The 22,182-nt window shown below is 52.7% G+C and carries 20 protein-coding genes and 2 pseudogenes; 4 read left to right on the top strand and 18 right to left on the bottom strand.

Translation table 11 applies throughout. The annotated features are described in order from the left end of the window. Positions 1-78 precede the first annotated feature (78 nt). The 7 genes and pseudogenes from ET464_RS10235 to ET464_RS10260 all read right to left on the bottom strand — a co-directional run bounded on the left by ET464_RS10235 (position 79) and on the right by ET464_RS10260 (position 6,276). On the bottom strand, positions 79-1,146 hold the full coding sequence (locus ET464_RS10235; protein ID WP_425271764.1) for a sulfate ABC transporter substrate-binding protein: 1,068 nt from the start codon (positions 1,144-1,146) through the stop codon (positions 79-81). 89 nt (positions 1,147-1,235) lie between these two features. After that, the gene (locus ET464_RS20865) at positions 1,236-1,766 is read right to left on the bottom strand and encodes a TOBE domain-containing protein (protein WP_425271765.1); all 531 of its coding nucleotides are present in this window, start codon (positions 1,764-1,766) and stop codon (positions 1,236-1,238) included. Between the two features lie 108 nt (positions 1,767-1,874). Next, a pseudogene (locus ET464_RS20870) lies at positions 1,875-2,329 on the bottom strand (sulfate/molybdate ABC transporter ATP-binding protein); the annotation flags it as partial. Continuing rightward, on the bottom strand, positions 2,299-3,096 hold the full coding sequence (locus tag ET464_RS10245) for a sulfate ABC transporter permease subunit (RefSeq protein WP_129440602.1): 798 nt from the start codon (positions 3,094-3,096) through the stop codon (positions 2,299-2,301). The pseudogene ET464_RS20870 and the gene ET464_RS10245, both read right to left, overlap by 31 nt. Next, a complete protein-coding gene (gene cysT / locus ET464_RS10250; RefSeq protein WP_425271766.1) occupies positions 3,093-3,842 on the bottom strand; it encodes a sulfate ABC transporter permease subunit CysT in 750 nt (249 codons plus the stop codon). Before cysT ends, ET464_RS10245 begins: the two co-directional genes overlap by 4 nt. A 263-nt stretch (positions 3,843-4,105) precedes the next feature. Next, entirely contained in the window at positions 4,106-4,741 is a 636-nt protein-coding gene (locus ET464_RS10255; RefSeq protein ID WP_129440606.1) for a YigZ family protein, read from the bottom strand. Positions 4,742-4,926: 185 nt separating this feature from the next. After that, complete coding sequence (locus ET464_RS10260) at positions 4,927-6,276, bottom strand: glucose-6-phosphate isomerase (protein WP_129440608.1); 1,350 nt, start codon at positions 6,274-6,276, stop codon at positions 4,927-4,929. A gap of 296 nt (positions 6,277-6,572) precedes the next feature. Between ET464_RS10260 and ET464_RS10265 the strand changes: the two genes are divergently transcribed. Both ET464_RS10265 and ET464_RS10270 read left to right on the top strand, forming a co-directional pair. Further along, positions 6,573-7,601: an NAD(P)-dependent oxidoreductase gene (locus ET464_RS10265; protein WP_341869689.1), complete on the top strand. Its 1,029-nt coding sequence runs from the start codon at positions 6,573-6,575 to the stop codon at positions 7,599-7,601. Between the two features lie 113 nt (positions 7,602-7,714). Then, on the top strand, positions 7,715-8,995 hold the full coding sequence (locus ET464_RS10270; RefSeq protein ID WP_129440610.1) for an ArsB/NhaD family transporter: 1,281 nt from the start codon (positions 7,715-7,717) through the stop codon (positions 8,993-8,995). A 243-nt stretch (positions 8,996-9,238) separates the two neighbouring features. Here ET464_RS10270 and ET464_RS10275 read toward each other — a convergent pair. The 7 genes and pseudogenes from ET464_RS10275 to ET464_RS10300 form a co-directional block, all read right to left on the bottom strand. After that, positions 9,239-9,460: pseudogene (locus ET464_RS10275) on the bottom strand (amidase); the annotation flags it as partial. Continuing rightward, positions 9,436-9,618, bottom strand: a complete 183-nt coding sequence (locus ET464_RS19815; RefSeq protein ID WP_165279849.1) for a hypothetical protein — start codon at positions 9,616-9,618, stop codon at positions 9,436-9,438. The gene ET464_RS19815 and the pseudogene ET464_RS10275, both read right to left, overlap by 25 nt. Before the next feature lie 28 nt (positions 9,619-9,646). Further along, positions 9,647-10,180: a GNAT family N-acetyltransferase gene (locus ET464_RS10280; protein ID WP_244226489.1), complete on the bottom strand. Its 534-nt coding sequence runs from the start codon at positions 10,178-10,180 to the stop codon at positions 9,647-9,649. Between the two features lie 242 nt (positions 10,181-10,422). After that, entirely contained in the window at positions 10,423-10,740 is a 318-nt protein-coding gene (gene ppnP, locus ET464_RS10285) for a pyrimidine/purine nucleoside phosphorylase (RefSeq protein ID WP_129440614.1), read from the bottom strand. Between the two features lie 89 nt (positions 10,741-10,829). Further along, the gene (gene tkt / locus ET464_RS10290; RefSeq protein WP_129440616.1) at positions 10,830-12,848 is read right to left on the bottom strand and encodes a transketolase; all 2,019 of its coding nucleotides are present in this window, start codon (positions 12,846-12,848) and stop codon (positions 10,830-10,832) included. A 174-nt stretch (positions 12,849-13,022) separates the two neighbouring features. Then, positions 13,023-13,919 (bottom strand): formyltetrahydrofolate deformylase, encoded by an 897-nt coding sequence (gene purU / locus ET464_RS10295; protein WP_129440618.1) that lies wholly within the window; start codon positions 13,917-13,919, stop codon positions 13,023-13,025. A gap of 99 nt (positions 13,920-14,018) precedes the next feature. Beyond that, the gene (locus tag ET464_RS10300) at positions 14,019-15,149 is read right to left on the bottom strand and encodes a deoxyribonuclease IV (protein WP_129440620.1); all 1,131 of its coding nucleotides are present in this window, start codon (positions 15,147-15,149) and stop codon (positions 14,019-14,021) included. A gap of 100 nt (positions 15,150-15,249) precedes the next feature. On the opposite strand from ET464_RS10300, the gene ET464_RS10305 reads away from it, so the two are divergent. Both ET464_RS10305 and ET464_RS10310 read left to right on the top strand, forming a co-directional pair. Next, the gene (locus ET464_RS10305; RefSeq protein ID WP_129440622.1) at positions 15,250-15,687 is read left to right on the top strand and encodes a DUF2621 domain-containing protein; all 438 of its coding nucleotides are present in this window, start codon (positions 15,250-15,252) and stop codon (positions 15,685-15,687) included. A gap of 189 nt (positions 15,688-15,876) precedes the next feature. Then, the gene (locus tag ET464_RS10310; protein WP_129440624.1) at positions 15,877-16,383 is read left to right on the top strand and encodes a hypothetical protein; all 507 of its coding nucleotides are present in this window, start codon (positions 15,877-15,879) and stop codon (positions 16,381-16,383) included. A gap of 104 nt (positions 16,384-16,487) precedes the next feature. On the opposite strand, the gene ET464_RS10315 is transcribed toward ET464_RS10310, so the two are convergent. From ET464_RS10315 to ET464_RS10330, 4 genes are all read right to left on the bottom strand, one after another. Continuing rightward, complete coding sequence (locus ET464_RS10315) at positions 16,488-18,236, bottom strand: DUF6382 domain-containing protein (RefSeq protein WP_165279969.1); 1,749 nt, start codon at positions 18,234-18,236, stop codon at positions 16,488-16,490. Between the two features lie 25 nt (positions 18,237-18,261). After that, a complete protein-coding gene (locus ET464_RS10320; RefSeq protein WP_165279970.1) occupies positions 18,262-18,762 on the bottom strand; it encodes an A24 family peptidase in 501 nt (166 codons plus the stop codon). Positions 18,763-18,802: 40 nt separating this feature from the next. Further along, positions 18,803-19,684 (bottom strand): hypothetical protein, encoded by an 882-nt coding sequence (locus ET464_RS10325; RefSeq protein ID WP_244226762.1) that lies wholly within the window; start codon positions 19,682-19,684, stop codon positions 18,803-18,805. A 103-nt stretch (positions 19,685-19,787) separates the two neighbouring features. Beyond that, positions 19,788-22,160 (bottom strand): TadE/TadG family type IV pilus assembly protein, encoded by a 2,373-nt coding sequence (locus ET464_RS10330; protein ID WP_129440633.1) that lies wholly within the window; start codon positions 22,158-22,160, stop codon positions 19,788-19,790. Positions 22,161-22,182: the final 22 nt, after the last annotated feature.

Consider the following 22,182-nt stretch of genomic DNA (forward strand, 5'->3'; position numbering starts at 1 on the left):
TTCCTTCACCGTTTTCAGTCAAAGCTTCAGCCAAAGCCTATGCTCTCCGCATCGCCGGCGGACTGTGTGTGACAGCCTTCAAATGCCGGCCAGCACCTGGTACCAAACGCCTTTTTTGCTATAGAGCAAATCTCTGACAGCCGGCCAGCCACCAAGATACGAAATATCGTACAGATCGGCCGGATCTTTGAACTTGCCGGCGGTTTCCTTCGCCACCTGTTCGTTGACCGGGCGGAAGCCGTAGTCGGCCAGCACGCGCTGCGCTTCTTCGCTTTGCAAGTAGGCGAGAAACGCTTCAGCCACTTTGCGTGTGCCATGCTTGTCGACATTGGCGTCAATGACAGCAGCCGGATTTTCGATCAGCATCGAGGAGCTTGGCACAACAATGTCGTAACTCACGCCTTGCTTAATCCGGGCAAGCAGCTCATTCTCGTAAGTGACGATAACGTCTCCCACGCCGTATTCGAAGGCCGCCATCGAAGCTCTTCCGCTTTTGTCCATCGACTCGACGTTGGCGTTAACGGATTTCAGGAATGCTTTCGCATACGCCGTGTCTTTACGGCCGGTTTCCGCTTCGGACTGCTTCAGTCCCGCGCCGTATATCGCATTAATGTCCCATTGCGCGCCGCCTGAGGTTTGCGGGTTCGGATACAGCACTTTGACGCCTTTGCGCGCCAGGTCGTTCCAGTCGCGGATATGAAGCGGATTGCCGGGACGGGTACCTAATACAACAATGGAGCGGGTAATCATCCCGTTATAAGGCCCTACTTTCCAGTCATGCGTAATTAAACCGGCATCGCTTATTTTATCCAAATCGCCTTCCATCGCCAGCATCGTAACATCCGCTTCAAAACCGCCTACAATCGCTCTGGCCTGAGTAGTTGACGCATCATAGGACTGCTGAAACTCCACCTTCTGTCCGGTCTCCTGCAGCCATTTGCGCTGAAAAGCCGGCAACAATACGCCAAATGCATCCTTCATAACCGAATACGCTCCGATTACAAGCTTCACATCGCCGCTTTGCGCGGTAGATCCGGTTCCGGCGCTCCCGTTCTGCTGCTTGTCCCCGGAACAGCCTGCTGCTGCAAACAGCAGAACCGCGGAAAGCAGGAGGACCGCTGTTCTCCGGCTTGTAAACCGATTCAATTTCAACTATGTGCACCTCCGGATATACGCCCGTTGGCAAGCAGACTCGGCCTGCTTGCCAACGGGCGCCATAAACAGCACTGCAGCTGTTAAATATAAATAGGCATCGGATCTTCTTTCAGCCGATTTTCTTCCACCCAGCTTTTATGATCATTAAACAGATAAGCGCGATGCAGCAAAATGCTGACCGGTTCGTTCGGATGCAGCACTTCGCTTTCCAGCGAACGATATGTCATCAGCTTGACACCGTTTGCCTCCAGTTCCACCAGCCACTCGCTGCCGCGGAAGTGGACATGCTTCACAATGCCGTCCATGGCTGCGGAAGCCAGCCGGATTTCGCCCGGTTTGCCGACCTCGATATATTCCGGGCGGACAAGTGCTTTAATGCCGTCGCCGGCCGTGTGCTCGAAACCTCTCAGCTTCGCAACGTCCTCCACGATGGCGGATTCGCCGATAAAGCTCGCCACAAAAGGCGTCTCCGGGTTTTTGTAAATATCCCACGGCGTCCCCTTTTGCTCCAACTGGCCTTTGCTGATAATCATAATTTCATCTGCTACTTCAATTGCTTCGTCCTGGTCATGTGTGACGAAGATCGACGTAATGCCAACCCGTTCAATCATTTCCTTAAGCCAGGTCCGCAGCTCGGTGCGGATTTTGGCGTCAATCGCCGCAAACGGCTCGTCGAGCAGCAGCAGCTGCGGCTCCGGCGCAAGCGCCCTGGCGAAAGCGACACGCTGCCGCTGGCCGCCGGACAGCTGATGGGCATAACGGTGCTCGAAACCTTTGAGGCCCGTTAATTCCACAAGCGACATGACCCGCTCGCGGATTTGCTCTTTCGATTTCTTCTTCACCTTCAGCCCGAAAGCGATATTATCGTAAACGGTCATATGCTTGAACAACGCGTAGTTTTGAAACACAAACCCGATTCCCCGCTCCTGCGGGGCAAGTCGTTCACGCGCCGCCCGTGAAACAATATATCGCCGGATGTAGGCGTCTCCAGCCCTGCGAGCATACGCAGTATGGACGTTTTGCCGCCTCCGCTTGGGCCAAGCAGGCCAATCAGATGGCCTTTTTCAATTTGAAAGCTGACGTCACGCACCGCGTGAAAGTCGCCGAAGCTTTTGTTCAAATTCCGGACCTCAATATGCATGGCTAGTGCACTTCCTTTCGTTTTTTTGCCCATTCCATGACGAGCAGCAGTCCTACGGAAAATGCCGCAAGCACTAACGCCACTACGTTGGCGGCCACGACATTAAAGTTCTCTACATCCTGATAAACCAGCGTCGTAGCAGTTTGCGTTTTGTTGATAATATTGCCGGATACGACCAGCACGGCGCCAAATTCGCCAAGCGTCCGGGCCACTGTAAGCACAACGCCGTAAATGACGCCCCAGCGGATCGACGGCCAGGTCACTTTCCAGAACGTATACCACGGATAAGCTCCCAGCATCGTAGACGCTTCCTCCTGCTGGGACCCGATTTCTTGCAATACCGGCATCACCTCGCGCACCATGAGCGGGAAGGTTACGAACAAGGTCGCGATGACCATGCCGGGAAGCGCATAAACAATCGGGATGCCCGCTTGGTTCAGAAGCGAACCGGCTGCAGTGTCCGGACCAAGCAGCAGCACAATCATCAAACCGCCGATCACCGGCGAGACCGCATAGGGCAAATCGACGATACTGTTAAGCAGTCTTTTCCAACGGGAGGAGAGCCAGGCGGCGCGGACGAGATAAACAGCCAGCATCACGCCGAACAATGTATTAATAACGGTTACGATCACCACAATAATGCCGGTCATCATTAAAGCATGCAGCGCTTCCGGGCGCGCCAGCCCGTTTATAAAACCATCCCAGCCTTCCGACCAGGAGCTTGTGAATATTTTAAGGAGAGGAATAATAAGAAGCAGCAAAAAGACGATATACGTTAAGGCAATCCACAGCTTTCTCATTGGCCGCTCCTCCTTGCCTGCAGAAGGTTAACGGTCCATAAAATAAGAAATGAAAACGTCAGCAGCAATACGGATACGGCTGCCGCGCCTTGCGGATTGTCGCTTTCAATCTGGCCATAAATATAAACGGAAGCGATAAGGGTTTTGCCGGGGATATTGCCGGCTACAAGCACCACCGCGCCAAATTCGGCAAGCGCCCGGGAAAAAGCAAGCATAGCGCCGCTTATAATACCCGGCAGCATGGAAGGCAGTACAATGCGGACAAACGTAAGCGCTTTGGTTGCGCCCATCGTGTAGGCCGCTTCCTCCTCCGAACGGTCAAGCTCCTCCAGCAGCGGCTGGACGCCGCGAATGACAAACGGGAAAGTGACAAACACCATCGCAATCACAATAGCCGGTTCATGAAATACAATCTCCAGCCCCATCTTGCCAAACCAGCTGCGCGGACCAAGCAGAAGAAGAATCATTAAGCCGCCGACGGCTGTCGGCAAAGCAAACGGCAAATCAACGAGGCTGTTCAGCAGGCTTCTGCCGGGAAAACGGTAGCGGATAAGCACCCAGCCAATCATCGTGCCAAGCAGGATGTTAACGACCGTTGAAATAACCGCCAGTTTAACTGTGAGCAGAACGGATTTCCAAGCAAGAGGGTCGGCAATGCTTTCCCAGAAAGGGTTCCAGCCTGCCGAGAAAGATTGTGTATAAATGCCAATAATAGGACAAACGATAAGGATGATAAAATACAGCATGACTGCGCCGCGGAACCCAAAATGCCATTTGCGGCTGCGAAACAATGCGTTCACTTGTGACTTAACCTCCAGACCGTCGGCTCGAGCCGTGGGGCAAACCGTATCAACTGTATAATTCCTATTATATTACTAGGTATTTTTAATTTAACAGATGCATGGTGCACCCGTCAATCCTAAAATTAGTAACGTATGGAAGCCTTATTTCCACATATTGGAATGCGAAAAAACGCCCGCAGGCTGTATGGCCTGCGGGCGTTCCCCTGCTATTCCCCTTCAATATAATAGACGCTATCGCCTTTGCTCAGAACAGCTTGGCCTTGCGTCAGATCGGTCATCCACGCGATAAAAGCATCCGCTTCCGGCTCTTCAGGCAGGCACCGGACGATAACCCTGTCGGTAAAATCCGTTCCGCCTACCCGTACGGCACGGCCGTGCAGCTCATTTTCCAGCTTGCCGTACCACGTATAATCGACGTCCACGTACACCTCTCGGTGCAGCACACGCACAATTTCGCCAGCCGCTTCAATGCCGGCTACCGCACCGTCCGTATACGCGCGCACTAAGCCGCCTGCGCCAAGCATAATGCCGCCGAAATAACGGGTAACGACAACGGCGACGTTCTTAAGCCCTTTGTTTTTGATCACTTCCAGGATCGGTTTGCCCGCCGTGCCGCTTGGCTCGCCGTCGTCGGACGCTTTCTGGAACTGGTCGCGCTCGCCAACAAGATAAGCCGAGCAGTTATGGGTGGCGCTCCGGTGCTGCCGTTTGATTTCCTCGATAAAAGCGATCGCTTCCTCTTCGGTTTCAACCGGCTTCGCATGCCCGATAAAACGGGATTTTTTAATAACAACTTCTTCCGTTCCCTCTTGCCTGATCGTGCGGTAGCGGACCAGATTCATCAGCTTTCCTCTCCCATAAGTTCATACTTATGCCACAATCCAAACTTTCTGCCGTGACCGGCCTTTGGCAATGATAGCGTGTGGCATAGGTGTCATTATTATAAAAAAAGCGGCGCTCGGCGGGAAGCCGGCCGATGGACCGTTCCTGCCAAAGCGCCGCTGCTTATGCATAAGCTGTCGGCTTATTACAGACGAGCTTCCAGCTCGGCTTTTTCTTTCTCGAAGCCTGGTTTGCCCAGAAGCGCAAACATGTTCGTTTTGTATGCTTCAACGCCCGGTTGGTCGAACGGATTCACGCCCGACAGGTAACCGCTGATGCCGCAAGCTTTCTCGAAGAAGTATACAAGGTAGCCGAACGTGTAAGGCGTCATGTCGGCAATGTTTACGATAAAGTTAGGTACTTGACCGTCCGTATGCGCAAGCAATGTGCCTTGGAACGCTTTTTTGTTGACGAAGTCCATCGTTTTGCCAGTCAGGAAGTTCAAGCCGTCCAGGTTGTCTTCGTCATGGCCAATCGTAATATGCTCGGCAACCTCACCCACTTGGATAACCGTTTCGAAGATGTTGCGGTTGCCCTCTTGGATGAATTGGCCCATCGAGTGAAGGTCAGTCGAGAAATCGACGGAAGCCGGATAGATGCCTTTATAGTCTTTGCCTTCGCTTTCGCCAAACAGCTGTTTCCACCATTCGGACACGAAGTGCAGGTTTGGTTCGTAGTTCACGAGAATTTCCGTTACTTTACCTTTGCGGTACAGCGCGTTGCGGGCTGCAGCGTATTGGTAAGCTTCGTTCTCGGCAACGTTAGGGTTGCTGTAAGCATCACGAGCGTCAGCAGCGCCTTTCATCATTGCTTCGATGTCGATGCCAGCCGTTGCGATAGGCAGAAGGCCTACAGCTGTCAGCACCGAGTAGCGGCCGCCTACGTCATCCGGAATGACGAAGGACTCGTAGCCTTCTTCCGTTGCAAGCTTTTTCAAAGCGCCTTTTGCTTTGTCTGTCGTTGCGTAGATGCGTTTGCGTGCTTCTTCTTTGCCGTATTTTTGCTCCAGCGCTTCGCGGAACACGCGGAATGCGATAGCAGGCTCCGTCGTTGTGCCGGATTTGGAGATAACGTTGATCGACCAGTCGCGGCCTTCCAGCACTTGCAGCAGGTGCGTTACGTACGTGGAGCTGATGTTGTTGCCTGCGAAAAATACTTGAGGCGTTTTGCGTTCTTCTTTTGGCAAAACGTTGTAGAACGAATGCGACAGCATTTCGATAGCAGCGCGCGCGCCAAGGTAAGAGCCGCCGATGCCGATTACAACCAGCACTTCGGAGTCGCCTTGGATTTTGGCAGCAGCCTTCTGAATGCGTGCGAATTCTTCTTTATCGTAGTTAACCGGAAGGTCGATCCAGCCGAGGTAGTCGGATCCTGCTCCCGTTCCTTTATGTAACATTTCATGCGCAGCCTTGATTGGTTCAGCGAAATAGTCGATTTCATGCTGGCCAACAAAAGAGAGCGCTTTGCTGTAGTCGAATTGAACTGTTTTGCTCATTGGGTAATTAACCTCCATTTGGCATATATTGTAGTATGGGCACCTATCCTCTGTTTTAGCGCTTCAATAAGAATATCGAATTTGAACATTAAAAACAAGTTTTTACACGATGAAATATCGATGAAGAAACTTTATAATAAAGATAAACATCCTTTATGGCATTAAAGCACGTAAAGCTTTTTGCGAATGGCTGCTATTGCCCCGCAGGGAGACTGCACAGTTACCTGCATCTTGATCGGGGAATACATAGAACTTGTACAGGCATGTTTGGGATGAATAAGGGAGGCAAATTTGCGATGAAAAAAATCGGATTTATCGGGCTTGGCGTTATGGGTTACGGCATGGCGGCCAATCTGATTCAAAAACAATTTGACGTTACCGTCTATAACCGCACCGCAGGCAAAGCGGACGAGCTGGTGAAGCTTGGCGCCAAAGAAGCGGCTTCCGCGGCCGATGCCGGGCGCGATGCGGATGTAATTATTACGATGATCAGCAACGACGATGCGATCCGTGAAGTCTATTACGGCGGCAAAGGCGTACTGGAAGCGGTGCGGCCCGGCGTGATCGTCATCGACAGCAGCACGATTTCGCCGTCTCTGGCGCGCGAGCTCGCGAACAGCGTCGAACAGCGCGGCGGGAAGTTTCTGGACGCACCGGTTACGGGCAGCAAGCCGGCAGCCGATGCCGGTACGCTCGTGTTTATGGTTGGCGGCGATTCGGATACGCTGGGCGGCGCCATGGATGTGCTGAACGCGATGGGCACCAAAATCATTCCGATGGGCCTGAACGGTACCGGAGCTGTAGCGAAGCTGGCACATAATACGATCGTGGGCATCAACATTGCAGCCTTGTCCGAAGGCCTCGCCATCGCAACAAGCGGCGGCCTGGACGGGCAGGCGTTCCTCGAGCTGGTCAAAGCAGGCAGCGCCGGCAGCAAGCAGGCGGAGCTGAAGGGCGACAAGCTGCTTACGGGCAACTACGATGTCCAGTTCTCGCTGGCGCTTATGCTGAAGGACCTGAAGCTGTCTTCCGTGCTGTCGGACAACATGAACGTACCTACGCCAATGCTGGAAGCGGCCAAAAGCTTGTTTGTCATCGGCGAAACGATGGGCTCTCCGGCCTTGATATGTGCAGCGTCGGCCAAACGTACGAGCAGTGGACCGGCCGCAAGTTCAGCGAAAGCACGCAAGCGGCGAAAAAATAGCCGCCGTGCCGGCGTACAGCCGGCTGCAGCGCAAGCCCGGAGGCAGTTGGTTGCCGACGAGCTGCAGTCTTGCAGCGAGGCCCCGCCGCAACTTTACAACACCGCCTGCGGACGATTATAATAGCTATAACTTTATACGCACGTTTCATTGGAGGAGCCTGTCATCGACGGGCTCCTTCTCTTTTTTTTCGGCTATACTTTACAATTGGGAACGTTCAGGAGGGAACAAGGCTAATGGAACAGCAGGCTTATTATGCCATCGCTATATTTCTGGTTGTATACGCGCTGATCATCTCTGAGAAAATTCACCGCACGATTGTGGCTATGCTAGGCGGCACACTCGTTATCGCACTTGGCATCGTGGATCAGGCCGAAGCCATCCGCCATATTGATTTTAATACGTTGGGGCTTCTTATCGGCATGATGATAATCGTGAATATTACAGCGGATACCGGCGTATTTGCTTACGCGGCGTTATGGGCCGCCAAAAAAGCAAAAGGCGATCCTGTCCGCATCCTGATTGCGCTCATGCTGATAACAGCTGTCGCTTCCGCATTTCTGGACAATGTCACGACCGTCCTGCTAATTGTCCCTGTTACATTCAGCATTGCCAGGCAGCTAAACGTCAGTCCTGTGCCCTATTTGTTTACGCAAATTATGGCGTCCAATATCGGCGGCACGGCTACGCTGATCGGCGACCCGCCCAACATTATGATCGGCAGCGCCGTCAAAGAGCTGACGTTTATGGCGTTCATTAACAATTTGGCGCCGATTGCGACAGTTATTTTGCTCGTGCATATCCCGCTGTTTTTGCTGCTGTTCCGCAAGCAGCTGCGAACAGCACCGGAGCATAAGGAAAAGTTAATGCAGCTTGAACTGACGGGAATGATCACGGACCGGAAACGGCTGGCTCTATCGGGTTCTATCCTGCTGTTCACAATGGCTGGTTTTGTGCTGCATTCGTTTTTGCATCTCGAGTCCGCCACCGTAGCGCTTGCAGGCGCCTTTATCCTGCTTCTGCTGACTGGCGAACGCACCATGGAGCATGCCCTTACCCGTGTGGAATGGGGGACGATCTTTTTTTTCACCGGGCTGTTTGTACTGGTGTCCAGCTTGGAGCAGACAGGTGTAATTGAGCGTCTCGCCTCCGAGGCGATCGGCTGGACCGGCGGCGATCCGGTTGCAACTTCGATGCTTATTTTGTGGATGAGCGCTATCGCCTCCGCATTTCTGGACAACATCCCTTTTGTCGCGACGATGATTCCGATGATTCAGGAAATGGGCCAAATGGGGGTAATTCATCTGGAGCCGCTGTGGTGGTCGCTGTCGCTTGGCGCTTGCCTCGGCGGCAACGGCACCTTGATTGGCGCCAGCGCCAATCTGATTACGGCGGGGCTGGCCGCGAAGGAAGGTCACCCGATCAAATTCGCCGCCTATATAAAAATTGCCTTTCCGCTTATGCTGCTGTCTATCGCCATTTGCAGCATTTATATTTATTTGCGTTATTTGATGTAAAAGAAACAAGGGTGATTTGCTGCGGCAGCCGGCATCGCCGGATAGCAGACGCGAAAGAAAGGTGCAGCGCAATCATCTGCAGGCTTACGCACAAGAGGGCTGTCCGATTGAATCGGACAGCCCTCTTGTGCTGCTGGTGCTGCTAAAGCCTCTGCTGCTCTGTTGTCTGCTGCTGCATGCCGCTGCGGATGGTTGCCAGTGCCTGTTCAAAGTCAAAGTCAGGCGCCAGGCGAAGCTTGGTCGCTTGGTCGCCTGCTCGTAGCCGCAAGCCAGCTTCAGCAGCACCGGCTCGCTGAATGCCGAGCCAATAAACGTAATGCCCTGCGGTCCTTTCATCGCATAACCGCCAGGCGCAATGACGCCTTCCTCGGCGTAACCGCCGGGGACCGTAATGGACGGGTAGCCGGCACGCGCCGCAACATCGTTCAAATTCTCATCACCTAAGCGGAGCAGCGCATCCAGCCGGTAACGAGAAATCGCTGCGCTTCCGCGATCGCTAGCGTATCCGGGTTTAATTCGATGACAGAGCGGATCAGGTTGTCGTATTGGCCGACGCGCTCCAAATTCCAAGCTGTCAGCTGCTCCGACGACAATATCCGCTTCTCCATCGCATCCTGCGGCACTTATCTAATCCCTTCACCGCTTCGGCTATCAGCCTTTATCTTCCTTCAAAAGGCCGTAATACGCTACGTCCTCGTACACGCCCCATTTCTTAATATGCTGCCGGAATGTGCCTTCATGCCGCATCCCGATTTTGGCCATTACATGTGTGGAAGCCGGATTTTTGGTCATGGCTGCCGCCCAAACGCGGTTCAGCTTCAGCTCGTCAAACGCATAACGGACAACCCGTTCCGCCGCCTCTGTCATATAGCCTTTATTCCAATACGGCTTGCCAAGCCAATAAGCAAGCTCTGCACGGTTATGCGTCTTGTCGATATGCAAACCGACTAAGCCCATAAACGACCCGGAGCTTTTGTCCAATATGCCAAAGGAATATCCGCCGCCCTTGCGCGCAACCTCCATCCGGTACTGGATAAAAGAATCCGCCGCCCCTTTCGGGTATGGATGAGGAATCGTAAGCGTTGTGCTCGCGATATCGTGATCATTAATAAGCACCTCCATCTGTTCCCCGTCGCCCGGCTGCAATAGACGGAGCAGCAGTCTGCTTGTCTCGAGCTTAATCACACGCATCCCTCCGCAATCCCATTTTTCCCCTCTACAAAAACTACTCCATCCCCGTTCCATTTCCTGCTTTTAACATAGCTGAAGACTCCTCGGTCTTTCCCGGGGACCGGCTAACATCCCGGCACGCAGGTTCTCCGCTGCAAACCAAATACGCGGAATCAAAATTCCCAAAAATAAAAAAAGCCTTTGGCTTACCGGGCTATACAGCCGGTCTGGCCAAAGGCTTTCGCCTTGCGGAATTCTTATTCGTAAATATAAGAGCAGCAGTAATCGGTTACTTCCGCTACTTGCAGTTTAAATTTCGTGTTAGCCGGAACCGTAAACTCGCCTTCGCCTTGGATATGGCGCCATTCCGTTTCATCTGGCAGCAGCACTTTCAGATCGCCGGCCAAAATTTCCATAATTTCAATCGAGTCCGTACCAAACTCATAGTCGCCAGGCAGCATAATGCCAAGCGTTTTTTTCGTGCCGTCCGGGAAAATAATAACGCGGCTCGTAACTTTGCCGTCAAAATAAACATTTGCTTTTTTTACTGCCGTAACATTTTCGAATTGGGACATGATCGGATAGCTCCTCGTGTATGAAGTATGATGGGATATATGCAGCGGAACGCCGCTGCCGTAACGCGGCGCTCCGGTTGATGCTAAAGCTACAGCAAAGCTTTCACTTTGCTTACAACATTGTCTACCGTAAAACCGTATTCTTTTATGACGCGGTCGCCGGGAGCCGAAGCGCCAAACGTTTCGATGCCAAGAACGTCGCCTTGGTCGCCGACAAAACGGTGCCAGCCGAACGGATGCGCCATTTCGACTGCAAGGCGGGCTTTAACCTCAGGCAGCAGGACGGAATCTTTATACGCTTTATCCTGCTTGTCGAATAAATCCCAGCTCGGCATGCTGATGACACGAACCTGAATACCTTCTTCAGCAAGCGCTTTTTGAGCGGCTACCGCCAGTTGAACTTCGGAGCCGGTTGCCAGGATTTGCGCCTGCGGCTTGCCGCCGGCAGCGTCCGATACGACATAAGCGCCGCGGCGAACGCCTTCCCGCGCGCCGCTCACCGTGCCTTCCAGAATCGGCAGGTTTTGGCGAGTCAGCACAAGCGCAACCGGATTTTTTTTATTTTCCACGGCATAAGCCATAGCAGCGGACGTCTCATTGCCGTCAGCCGGACGAATAACCGTAAGTCCTGGAATGATGCGGATCGAAGCAAGCTGTTCGATCGGCTCGTGCGTCGGGCCGTCTTCGCCAACCGCAATGCTGTCATGGGTCAGCACATAAACGACGGGCAGCTTCTGAATAGCTGCAAGGCGAACAGCCGGACGCAGGTAGTCGGTGAATACAAAAAACGTTCCGCCGAATACTTTAATGCCGCTGTGCAGCGCAATGCCGTTCATAGCGGCAGCCATGCCGAATTCCCGTACGCCGAAATAAATGTTGCGGCCAGCGTAGCTGCCCGGCTTGAATTGCGCTTCCCCTTTCAAATGCGTCATGGTCGAGCTTTCCAAGTCGGCAGAGCCGCCCGCCAGCTGAGGCACGTTTTTCACAAGGCCGTTCAGCGCGTTGCCCGACGCAACGCGGGTCGATACCGCCTTGTCGCCAACTGCGTATTTCGGCAAATCTGCATCCCAGCCTTCCGGCAGGTCGCCGGCAATAGCCAGCTCAAACTGCTTGGCCAGCTCAGGGTTCGCTTGTTTATACTCAGCAAACAGCCGGTTCCACGCTTCATTGGCTTGCTCGCCTGCTTTTTTCACTTCGGCAAAATGCGCGCGCACTTCATCCGGCACGTAGAAAGGCTGATCAACCGGCCAGCCGTAAAATTGTTTGGTCAGCTTCGCTTCATCAGCGCCAAGCGGCGATCCGTGCGGGCCAGCATGGCCGCCTTTGCCGCCTTTATTCGGGCTGCCATAGCCGATAACCGTTTTTACTTCGATCAGCGTCGGCTTGTTTTTTTCCGCTTGCGCGTCAGCAACCGCCTTGGCGATCGCATCCAGATCGTTGCCGTCCTGAACGCGAAGCACTTGCCAGCCGTAACCTTCAAAACGGCGTTGTACGGTCTCGGAGAACGAAAGGTTTAATTCGCCGTCCAGGGAAATATCGTTGGAATCGTACAGCACAACCAGCTTGCCGAGCTGCAAGTGGCCGGCGAGCGAAGCAGACTCGTGGGAAATGCCTTCCATCAGGTCGCCGTCGCCGCAAATCGCGTACGTGTAATGGTCAATCAGATTTAAGCCGTTTTGGTTATATGTAGCGGAAAGATGCGCTTCCGCCATTGCCATGCCGACCGCCATGCCGATGCCTTGTCCAAGCGGTCCGGTTGTTGCGTCTACGCCGGCGGTATGGCCAAACTCCGGGTGTCCCGGCGTCAAAGAGCCCCATTGGCGGAAGTTTTGCAGTTCTTCAAGCGGCAGATCATAACCGGACAGATGCAGCAGGCTGTACAGCAGCATTGAACCGTGGCCGGCCGACAATACGAACCGGTCGCGGTTAATCCAGGTCGGATTAGACGGGTTATGCCTCATGTTTTTCGCAAAAAGCTGGTAGCCCATTGGCGCAGAGCCCATAGGCATGCCTGGGTGGCCCGAGTTTGCTTTTTCAATTGCGTCGATTGCGAGAGTACGGATTGTGTCAATCGACAACTGGTCGATTGATTTTTGAGTCACTGTCATTTGCCATTTCCTCCTAAATAATCCAATTAGTTAATCTCTCTTATCTTTTTAAAAACGCGCAAAGTTCTAAGCACATGGCTTTTTGTATTGTACCATTGTCCCTTTTTATTTTCCAATCCTAGGAAAAACGCCAGCCCCGCGTTGTTCTCCCCGCCTTATTCTGCCGCTTTTGGCCTAATTAAACACAACTGTTTTGTTCTGATGCACAATGATCCGGTCTTCAATATGCCATTTCACGGCACGGGCCAATACGACACGCTCAATTGTACGGCCAATCCGCTTCAGTTCGGTCACATTGTCGCGATGAGTTACCCGCTGCACGTCCTGCTCGATAATCGGTCCGCCGTCAAGCTCCTCCGTTACATAATGGGCGGTCGCCCCGATAATTTTCACGCCGCGCTGGTATGCCTGCTTATAAGGGTTGCCACCGATAAATGCCGGAAGGAAAGAATGGTGGATGTTGATGATGCGGTTCGGAAACTGCTCAATAAACTTCGGCGAAATGATTTGCATATAGCGCGCCAGCACGATCAGGTCTGCTTTGCCCATAACAATCTCCAACTGCTTGCGCTCTGCTTCGCCTTTCGTCTCAGCCGTTACCGGGATGTGGTGATACGGAATGCCAAACGATTCCACCTGCCCGCGCATATCCTCATGGTTGCTGACCACCATGGCGATTTCCGCGTCCAGATCTCCCGCTTTCCACTGCCACAGCAGCTCGGACAAACAATGATCCTCTTTGGATACAAAAATCGCAATGCGTTTTTTGCGGCTTGCGCGGAATATATTCCATTTCATCTCGAAACGGTCCGCCACTCTGGCGAAATCCTCCACAAGCACCGGAAGCTCCTGCTCCAGGTCGGTCAAATCAAATTCAAAGCGGATAAAAAACATTCCGCCCTCCGGGTCCATCGTATATTGATCGGACTGGACGATGTTAGCGCCGTGCTCATACAAAAACTGCGACACTGCAGCCACAATGCCCGGACGGTCCGGGCAGGAGATGAGCATGCGGGCGCGGCCGGCCTTGTCCAAAGCCGGCTGGGTTGTCATATCGGATGAAGATGGCATGTTCGTTTAACTTCCTTCCTTCTATATAAATGCGTACCTAAAATCCCGATAAAAGAAATGATGCAAAAAGAAAGCAAGCATACCGCTTGCAAACGCCCGTTAGGCGTTCACAAGCAGTTCCTTGCCGGCAAACCACGCGGTAATCCGATGGTTCAGCTGCTCTTCGGTCATATCCGATGGAAGCGCGCCGCTGCCCTCCAGCAAATCGTACAATCGTTCCATCGGCTCGCGAGGGTCGGCTTTTTTCGCTTTGGCGTCATTTTTCAGCAGCTCCCAGGTGGAGAGCACAAACATGCGCGGATCAATATCCTGCTTGCCGAAGAAATGATGCAGCCGCTCTACATGGTCAAAGAAATCGCCGCCGAAACGCTCCATAGCGTCACCGCGCAAAAGCGCAATTTCAGCTTCGTACATCGGGCGTTCTTTTTTGTCCACTTTGCCGATCCAAGGCGTTTCGAGAATAAAAGGTCGGCCTTTCAGCGCGTCATGGTGAACGATATTGCGCACCGTTTCAAAGCCTAGATAACCTGCCCCAATCGGAGCATGGCGGTCCTTGCCGGCGCCTTGCGGATTTTTGGAATCGTTAATATGGACAACAGCGACGCGGTCCAGACCGACAATGCGGTCGAATTGCTCCAGCACTCCGTCCAGATCGCCGGTCAGATTGTAACCCGCATCATGCATATGGCAGGTGTCCATACATACCGTCAAACGCTCATTATATTTAACCTTGTCAATAATGGAAGCCAGTTCTTCGAAGCTGCGTCCAATTTCCGTGCCTTTGCCAGCCATCGTCTCCAGCGCAATGTTCACGTTCGTATCTTTGGTGCCTTCCAGCACCTCATTTAAGCCTTCCGCGATTCGGCCGATGCCATATTCCGCATCTTTGTCGGTATAAGCGCCCGGATGGAGGACAATATTGTTAACGCCGATATAATCCGTGCGGCGGATTTCCTCCTGAAGAAACCGGACGGCCAGTTCAAACGTATCGTCCTTATACGAACCGAGATTAATAATGTAAGGAGCATGCACGACAATTTCACCGATGCCTGCTGCTTCCATCGCTGCTTTGCCTTCTTCAATATATAACGTTTCAATCGGCTTGCGTCTCGTATTTTGCGGCGCGCCGGTATAGATCATAAAACTGCTTGAGCCGTAAGACACAGCTTCCTTGGTTGCCGTCAGCAACCCCTTGTCCGAAAATGATACATGGGAACCGATTTTTATCATGCGTTAAACGCCCCTTTCGGTTAATCAAACCTTATTTTACAAGGAATGTCGAAATAAATCTAGGAATACGGTATAATTCATGTCGAGGTGAATGAAGACGATGAAATCAGCTCCTGACTGGTTTATGTTTTTCATTATTTTTTGGGCGATCGTAATGGTTGGCGCTATGGCAATCGGCGGATTTTTTATGTTCCGCAAGTTTCTGAAAGTGCTCCCGAAGCAGGACGGCAAGTCCAAGCTCGACTGGCAAAATTACTGGGTAGAGCGCAGCCGCAGTTTATGGACGGAGGAATCCAAGCAATTTCTGGACATGCTGGTATCCCCTGTGCCCGGCCCTTTCCGCGACATCGCCAAACATTCCATCGCAGCCAAAATCGGCGAGGTTGCCATCGAATCCGGGGCAAACGAAGTGACCGAGTCGCATTGCATCGAAGGATACATCCGTGCAACCCCTGCGCGCGATTATAAAAGTCTCGTAAGCTTTCTTAACCGCAACGGCATCGACTACACGCCCTATAAACATCTGCTGAACAAATAGTTTTGATCTCCGATTCTCTTACACCAAGACTCCCGCATCATAGATTCTATTTTCCTGTTTATATCAAAGGGTTGACCTACATATAACTTCTCATACGTACCGAGTTTCAAATCTTGCAACGAAAGGTATATAAGAAAAACTGAAACTTTTAACAGTCGTTTGCGTTAAAAACAGCAGGAGGGGACGAAAATGAACATACTGAAACAAAACAAAAAAGCCCGCACGATTGGTGCAAGCGCCATCCTTATAACAGTGATGCTTGTATCAGCGGCCTGCAGCGATGGCAGCAGCAATAACAACAACGCACAAGGTTCGCCAAGCGCCGAACCAACGCCGGTTGTAAGCGTGGAGCCAACCGCAACGGACTCGGGCAACGGAATTAGCGACCCCGAACCGGCTTCGCCTGACAATGGAACTGCAACTAATACCGAGACGAGTGCACCCGCAACGGATGTAGGCAAAGCGCCGGCAGACGCAACGCCCATTCAGGCTGAAGGCACATTCGTAGGTCTGGCAGATACGCATACCGTTGAAATTGATTCCGCACAGGGTGCACAATCCTATCAATTCGAAGATTCCCTGTCGGATCAAGTGAATGCAATTGATGATGATGCAAAAGTGAAATTTGAATATGTCGAGAAAAAAACCGATAACGTCGTTCAGCTGTGGCTGACGAAAATTGAAGCCAGCAAATAACAAGGCAGCAGCCTCAGCATAACGCCCGGCTCCATCATCTTAAACGATCATGGAGCCGGGCGTTTTCTATTTTTCCAGCCAGCGATGCCGACTCATTCCTGCCATCACTTCATAAAGTATTTAGGGCCGTTAAGTCCTGCCGGCTGAATGATGTCCCCTCTTGCAAACGGATACTGTTTATACGGAATCATCACTTCGCCGTTCAGCCAGGTGCCGTTCCTGGAACCAAGGTCCTTTGCCGAATAGGTGAATGGCTCATCCCCGGGTTCGATTTCAAAATGGAGCCGGGAGATGCCGCTTGCGGTATCCGTGTAATGAACCTGCTTGTCCGACCTGCCGACCATAAACAGCTCGCCGTCCCAAGCCAGCTTTTGCTCGCTGCCGTTCCATTCCCGGTATAGGGCGAATCCCGAATCGGTCTGTTTACCCGTGCCATTCTCCTGTTTAGCTGCTCCCAAATATTCCGTTGCATCATGCCATTTTAATCCGCTTGTCCCCGGCTCGGCCGCCGCAGCAGCTTCCTCAGCCGCGATACGGAACGGGTCTTCATATTGATGCCAAGCCTGCGAGACGTCTCCTGAACGAAGCGGCATGTCAGTTATGGGCTGATCATTACTCCTGGCTGCAGCCCCGCTTGCAGATAACCCGGCCAAAGCAGATTTTTCTGCGGATTGGCCGTAGGTCCAGCGGGGAGCCTGGCCGGGAGTGTAGGACATTTCAGAGGAAGCGGATGAAAGAAACGGTTCCTCATCCGGCAAAAGCAGCCGCGGCTTGATTTCATCATGATCATGGGCCGCGTACAGCTCCCGGTGCGCTGCGGAATCCCCCTCGTTTGGCTTTCGCCAAATAAAGAGCAATCCCGCTGCTGCCAGCAGCGTCAGCCCGCAGCAGATGAATAACCCGCTTTGGCTTTGTGACCCGAGGTACATATACCTCCAAATTAGCGCATCCGTTAAAACAACAGCCGCCGAAAGCATCCATTTAATGCGGTTAGGATTGGCCGGCTTCGCTTCGTCATTCATTTCCCAGCCCATCGGTTCATCTTCCAAAACGTCTTCATGCGGACTATCCGCATCGCCATATTCCAAAAGTGATAAAGGTTCCTGCACCTGCACCACGTCGTGCTCTTTGAACGAAACGTCCTGCACCGGCGCGCCTTTGGCGCTCGCAATATGGATCTTATCCGTATCGTTCCAGGCATCTTGCGCCGCCCGGCTCGCAGCAGATGCCGCCGCCCGGCCGGAGGCATTACGCAGCTGCCTTACATTCATCCGGACCGGCAAGCTTTCCCCGATAAGCTCGAGCAGAGCTGCTCGCAGCTCTTGGCAGGACAAACTGCGGGTATTCAAATGCTGCAGCAGCTTCTGAAAGCCGGCTCCGTCCATTTCGTCGATATAAGCGCTCCAGCCTACAAGCAATGACATTAAATCCCCGTAACCTTCCGTTCCGGCAGTGGCCTTCAAGGGCAAATAAGCAAGCTTGATGTCAGTCAGCTGCTCGCCTGCAAATAAATAGGCGTGCGACAGCAAGCAGCCTTCCGGACGCAGCATATAGTGCCTGCATTCATCGAGCGCTTCCACAACCGCCAGCAGCAGCTCATAAAACTGCTGCATCGTAATCGGCTGCAGCTGAAGCTTATGACGAAGCAGCTTGCGGCCTTCCAGGTTATAACGAAACGTAAAAATACCGTTCACCTCAAGCCAGTCTACGTCCAGCAAACGCGGCATTTTATATTGCTGCAGCATATGCAGCTCCACTTCTTCCAGATGCTCGCGCCGGAAGCCCCCTTCCCGCTCTATGAGCATCTCATGCCCGCGGGCCATTGAAAAATCAACAACCAGTTTGTTCAACATCAGCCCCTCCTTTCTATCGTATGGATTAAACATATAGCCATGCCGTTAAAGCACCCGGCAGAACGGCGAGCATAAATGGAAATGTCCGTCCTCCGCTTGCCCAGGCCATCCAGCCTTGGCGGCTCATATTCATGCCGGGGACAACAAGCGCTATCGCTCCTGTAACCATCCGCTTTGCTAACGGCTTATTTACTATAACGAATACAATTCCGATAAGCCCCGCATACAAAATCGAATATAACAACACCTGAAGGACTGGAATAACGCCAACCCATACACCCAGCGCTCCAAATAGTTTTACATCCCCTGCCCCTATCCCCCGGAACAAATATAACAGCAGCAGCGGACCTGCTCCGCTTGCCATCCCTTCAAACGCCGACAGGCCGCCTGCCCATCCGCCTGCAGCGAGATGATATAGTAAACCTGCCCCGCTAAAAAACAAATTAAGCCAGTTAGGAATAATCTGTTTCCGCAGATCCGTGATGAATGCGGCAGCCAGCAATATCGCTGCGGCAACTGTCGCCATTCGCAATCCTCTCCTTTGCTCCGGTATGATGGAGCCTGCTTTAATCATTCTTTTTTTTGTCTACAACGAAATTCATCGAAGCCTCTATTCCTGAAGCTGATTCGGCAGTCATTTCCCACACTCCCGCCGTAGTGTTGCCGCCTACAAGCCATGTCCAGCTTACGTAGCCGTCATGGTCAGCCGCTGCTTGTCCTAAATGCTTGGCTATGCTATTTCCGCTTTTATAAGTCACAGTTAAAGAAGCTGAAGCCCCCGGATTCGTGAGCGCAACGACGGTAGCCCGCTGTCCCGGATATACCGGTGATGGCTGTATTGATATAATGCGGATCGGCACAGCCTCCCCATCCGCCGGATCAACCCGTTTGGCAGGCAGCGCATCGCTTACCCATACCCGCTCCGCAGCTTGTTCACGAAAAATCAGCGGCGTGTTCATAAACGGAAACCGGAAGGGTAACACATACTCGGCCGTTATGGACACATAAGGCTGCTGTTTGTTCTTCAGATCGGGAAGCGTAAGGCGATACAGTTTCATACGGGCGGGGTCAAGGACCGTCGAATTCGCATACTTGCGAAGCAACGGCTCAACAATGGTGCGTCCGAGCTCCGTTGCCGCCAGATCTTCTACGGGCGACCAATCCCCCTGGACAACCGCCGAAGCGATCGTTCCAGCCGGATCCGGCAGCCATTCCGCCGCTTGACCGGCAATCGAACTCCATCCGGAAAGTTTGCCATCCGGCAGCGCCGTTGACCCTATCCCGGAAGGAAGCTTGCCGCTGATCTGCTGAAATGCCAAATCCGCCGGATGAATATAAGCTGCGATTTGCCGGGCGGTCTGTGACGCAGCCGATTGAACTCCAAGCTGTACAGCGCATACCCGAATCAGCACGATAAAAAAGACCATAACCAGCAGCAGCAGAGGCATCACCAAAGCCGCCTCCACAACAATGCTGCCTCGTTCATTCGGCCGGCGGTTTATGCCGCCATGGCTTAGCTTACGGCAAGAGCAACTGCCCGCTGATTGCCGATTACTCATAAGACCATCCAATCGTTTTGGTTGTTTCATAGCGGTTATCGTTCACCTTCCCGTCCAGCAGGCCGGCTGTACCCAGCAGCCGCATAACGCCGGGCAAAAACCATAGTGAAACCGATGCGGTTGTCTCTCCGGTAAGCGCAGCCGGCACGGAGGCCAGTTCCGCTCCGGTATTATGCTCAATAACCGCCGACATCCGGGACACTTGCTTGTCTCCACCCGCTCCATGAAGCATTAAAAACAATCGTAAATAATCCAAATAAGACACCTGTGCTTGCACATACTTCGATAACGGGGCTGAACCATGCTCCACAAAGGAATGAATATCCTCTGCTGTTTTTTCCACTCCGTAAAGCAAAGAACAGGATAAAATGAGAAGCGGATGGCCTGCGGTTTTGCATACCGACAGCCCCTCCATCGTCCGGACTGCATAACGGACAGCAAACAGCTCGCTGTAAGCGGCAGCGATATTGGCAGCCGGGTTCACCATGCCATAAATGATGTATTCCAGCTCCTGATTGCTTAAAGTGACGCCCTGCGCAAGCTCTGCCGTATCCCCGTTTGCAACAGCTGCTTTTATATTTTGCGGACTAAAAGAAGTAAAGCGGCCGGCTGCATACTCACTGAAATAGACGGTATCCCTCGCCTTCACAAGCATGTCGCCCACCCCGCCAAATATGCCATTCATAAGCGAAAAAGACGCATCGGCCTCTTCGTCCGCGCTTTGCGTGTTATCCGCGTGCTGTCTGTTATCCGTATCCGATGTTTCTGCAGCCGGCGGGCTTTCGTTTAACCCGGCAGCTGCGGCGGATTGTTCTTCAGCTTTCTGATTGGAATCCGCATCGCCGGATGGAAGACTTGCACGAAGCATCTCGTTAAACCGCAGATTACTTTGATATAATGCCTGAACCTCCTGAAACGTCCGTACATTTTCGTCATTTTGCGGAAGTACGGTTAACGTATGAAGGAAAGCACGGGACTGCTTCCATAATGAGGAGAGCTGCGCTTGCTGCTGCTTCAGCTGTTCAGATACGCCTTGATCCGAAAGTTTGCTTTTGCGTTGATCAAGCTTGGAACCCGCTTTAACATATTGAACGTCATATTGTTCATAAGCGACTCGCATATTTAAGGCGCCTTCCAGCAATAGATCGTTTGGGACAGCGGGATGCGCCAGCCCGTCGGACAAATTGGCGCTGAAGCCGCCGATCTCCATATCCAATGAAGCATAGGCTGCCGCCTGCTCCGACAGTTCATTGCGGTATTCCTCGAACCAGCTCGCAGGCAAAATAACCTCGTCCCCCATGCTGCGAATTTCCTGCATATCGGATAGCTGCCCGGAAGGAACTGCAGAACCCGCTAACTGAGAGGAAGAACCATCAGCAGCGGCTGCCTGCTTATAGCCTGAAATGTCGGCTGATTGCTCCGCCTGATCGTAAATCTGCTGCATCTGCCCGTTTAGACGCTCCGCGTCCGCTAATGCTTGAACCGCTTCAACCTGCAATTCCGCATGCTGCTTCATAACCGCATCGCTTTCCGGCTTCAGCCGGGAAAGCAGCTTGTCCGCTTGTTTGCGGTAAGATGCCAGATTGTCCGAGACGACAGTATCCGGCGCATCCTTCTGCGATTCAAGCGCTAGCGCTTGTTCTGCAAAACCTTTATAGTTTCGGGCAATCCCAATGGCTGTATCCGGAGCGCCATCCTGCAGCTTGCCTATATCGGCCGGCACAAGTTTGCCAAGCTTGCTGTCCGAAAATGCTTTTGCTGCCGCCTGCTGTAATCCGAGCACCCGGTCCAGCTTCTCTTGCCTTGCTTCATAAAGCTTTTTCAGCTGCTCCAGCATCCCTACGGTAACGGTTGCTTCTTTCATCGCATCCGACAAAGGCATAAAGGTTTTTGCCAGCTCCAGCGTAAAATCTACCGGGGCTTTATATTTCATTTCTTCCAGCACTTGCCGCCGGAATACCGTATGATCACCCAGAGTAGAAGCCGGGTTCATTTGTGTGCGCTCCAAGACAGGCCGCACCATCCGAAGGACCGGCGACCTGCTTGCATACGAGCCGGATGCCAGATTATTGTCTACCGTCTGCCTGTAAATCGCATCACTGCTTGTACCCCCGCGGCCAAACAAGCCATATCTCTCATATAGTGCCTCGTCATAAGCGGATAAGACCGAACGGACGCCTGCGCGGGCGGCGTTCTCCGTCATTGTATTCAGAAGCGCAATCCGGGCGTAATCTATAAACACGGAAACAAAAAGCAACAAAGCGGACAAAACAACCACAGCAAATATCGTGACAACCCCGTTCCGTTGAAACAAAAGCTCCTTTATTGCCTTTCCTTTTGCGCTCAGGAAGCTTGAATCTATCAACTTATCCCCTCCTACAAGCCAA

This window comes from Paenibacillus protaetiae (assembly GCF_004135365.1).
GTDB classification, from domain to species: domain Bacteria; phylum Bacillota; class Bacilli; order Paenibacillales; family Paenibacillaceae; genus Paenibacillus_AP; species Paenibacillus_AP protaetiae.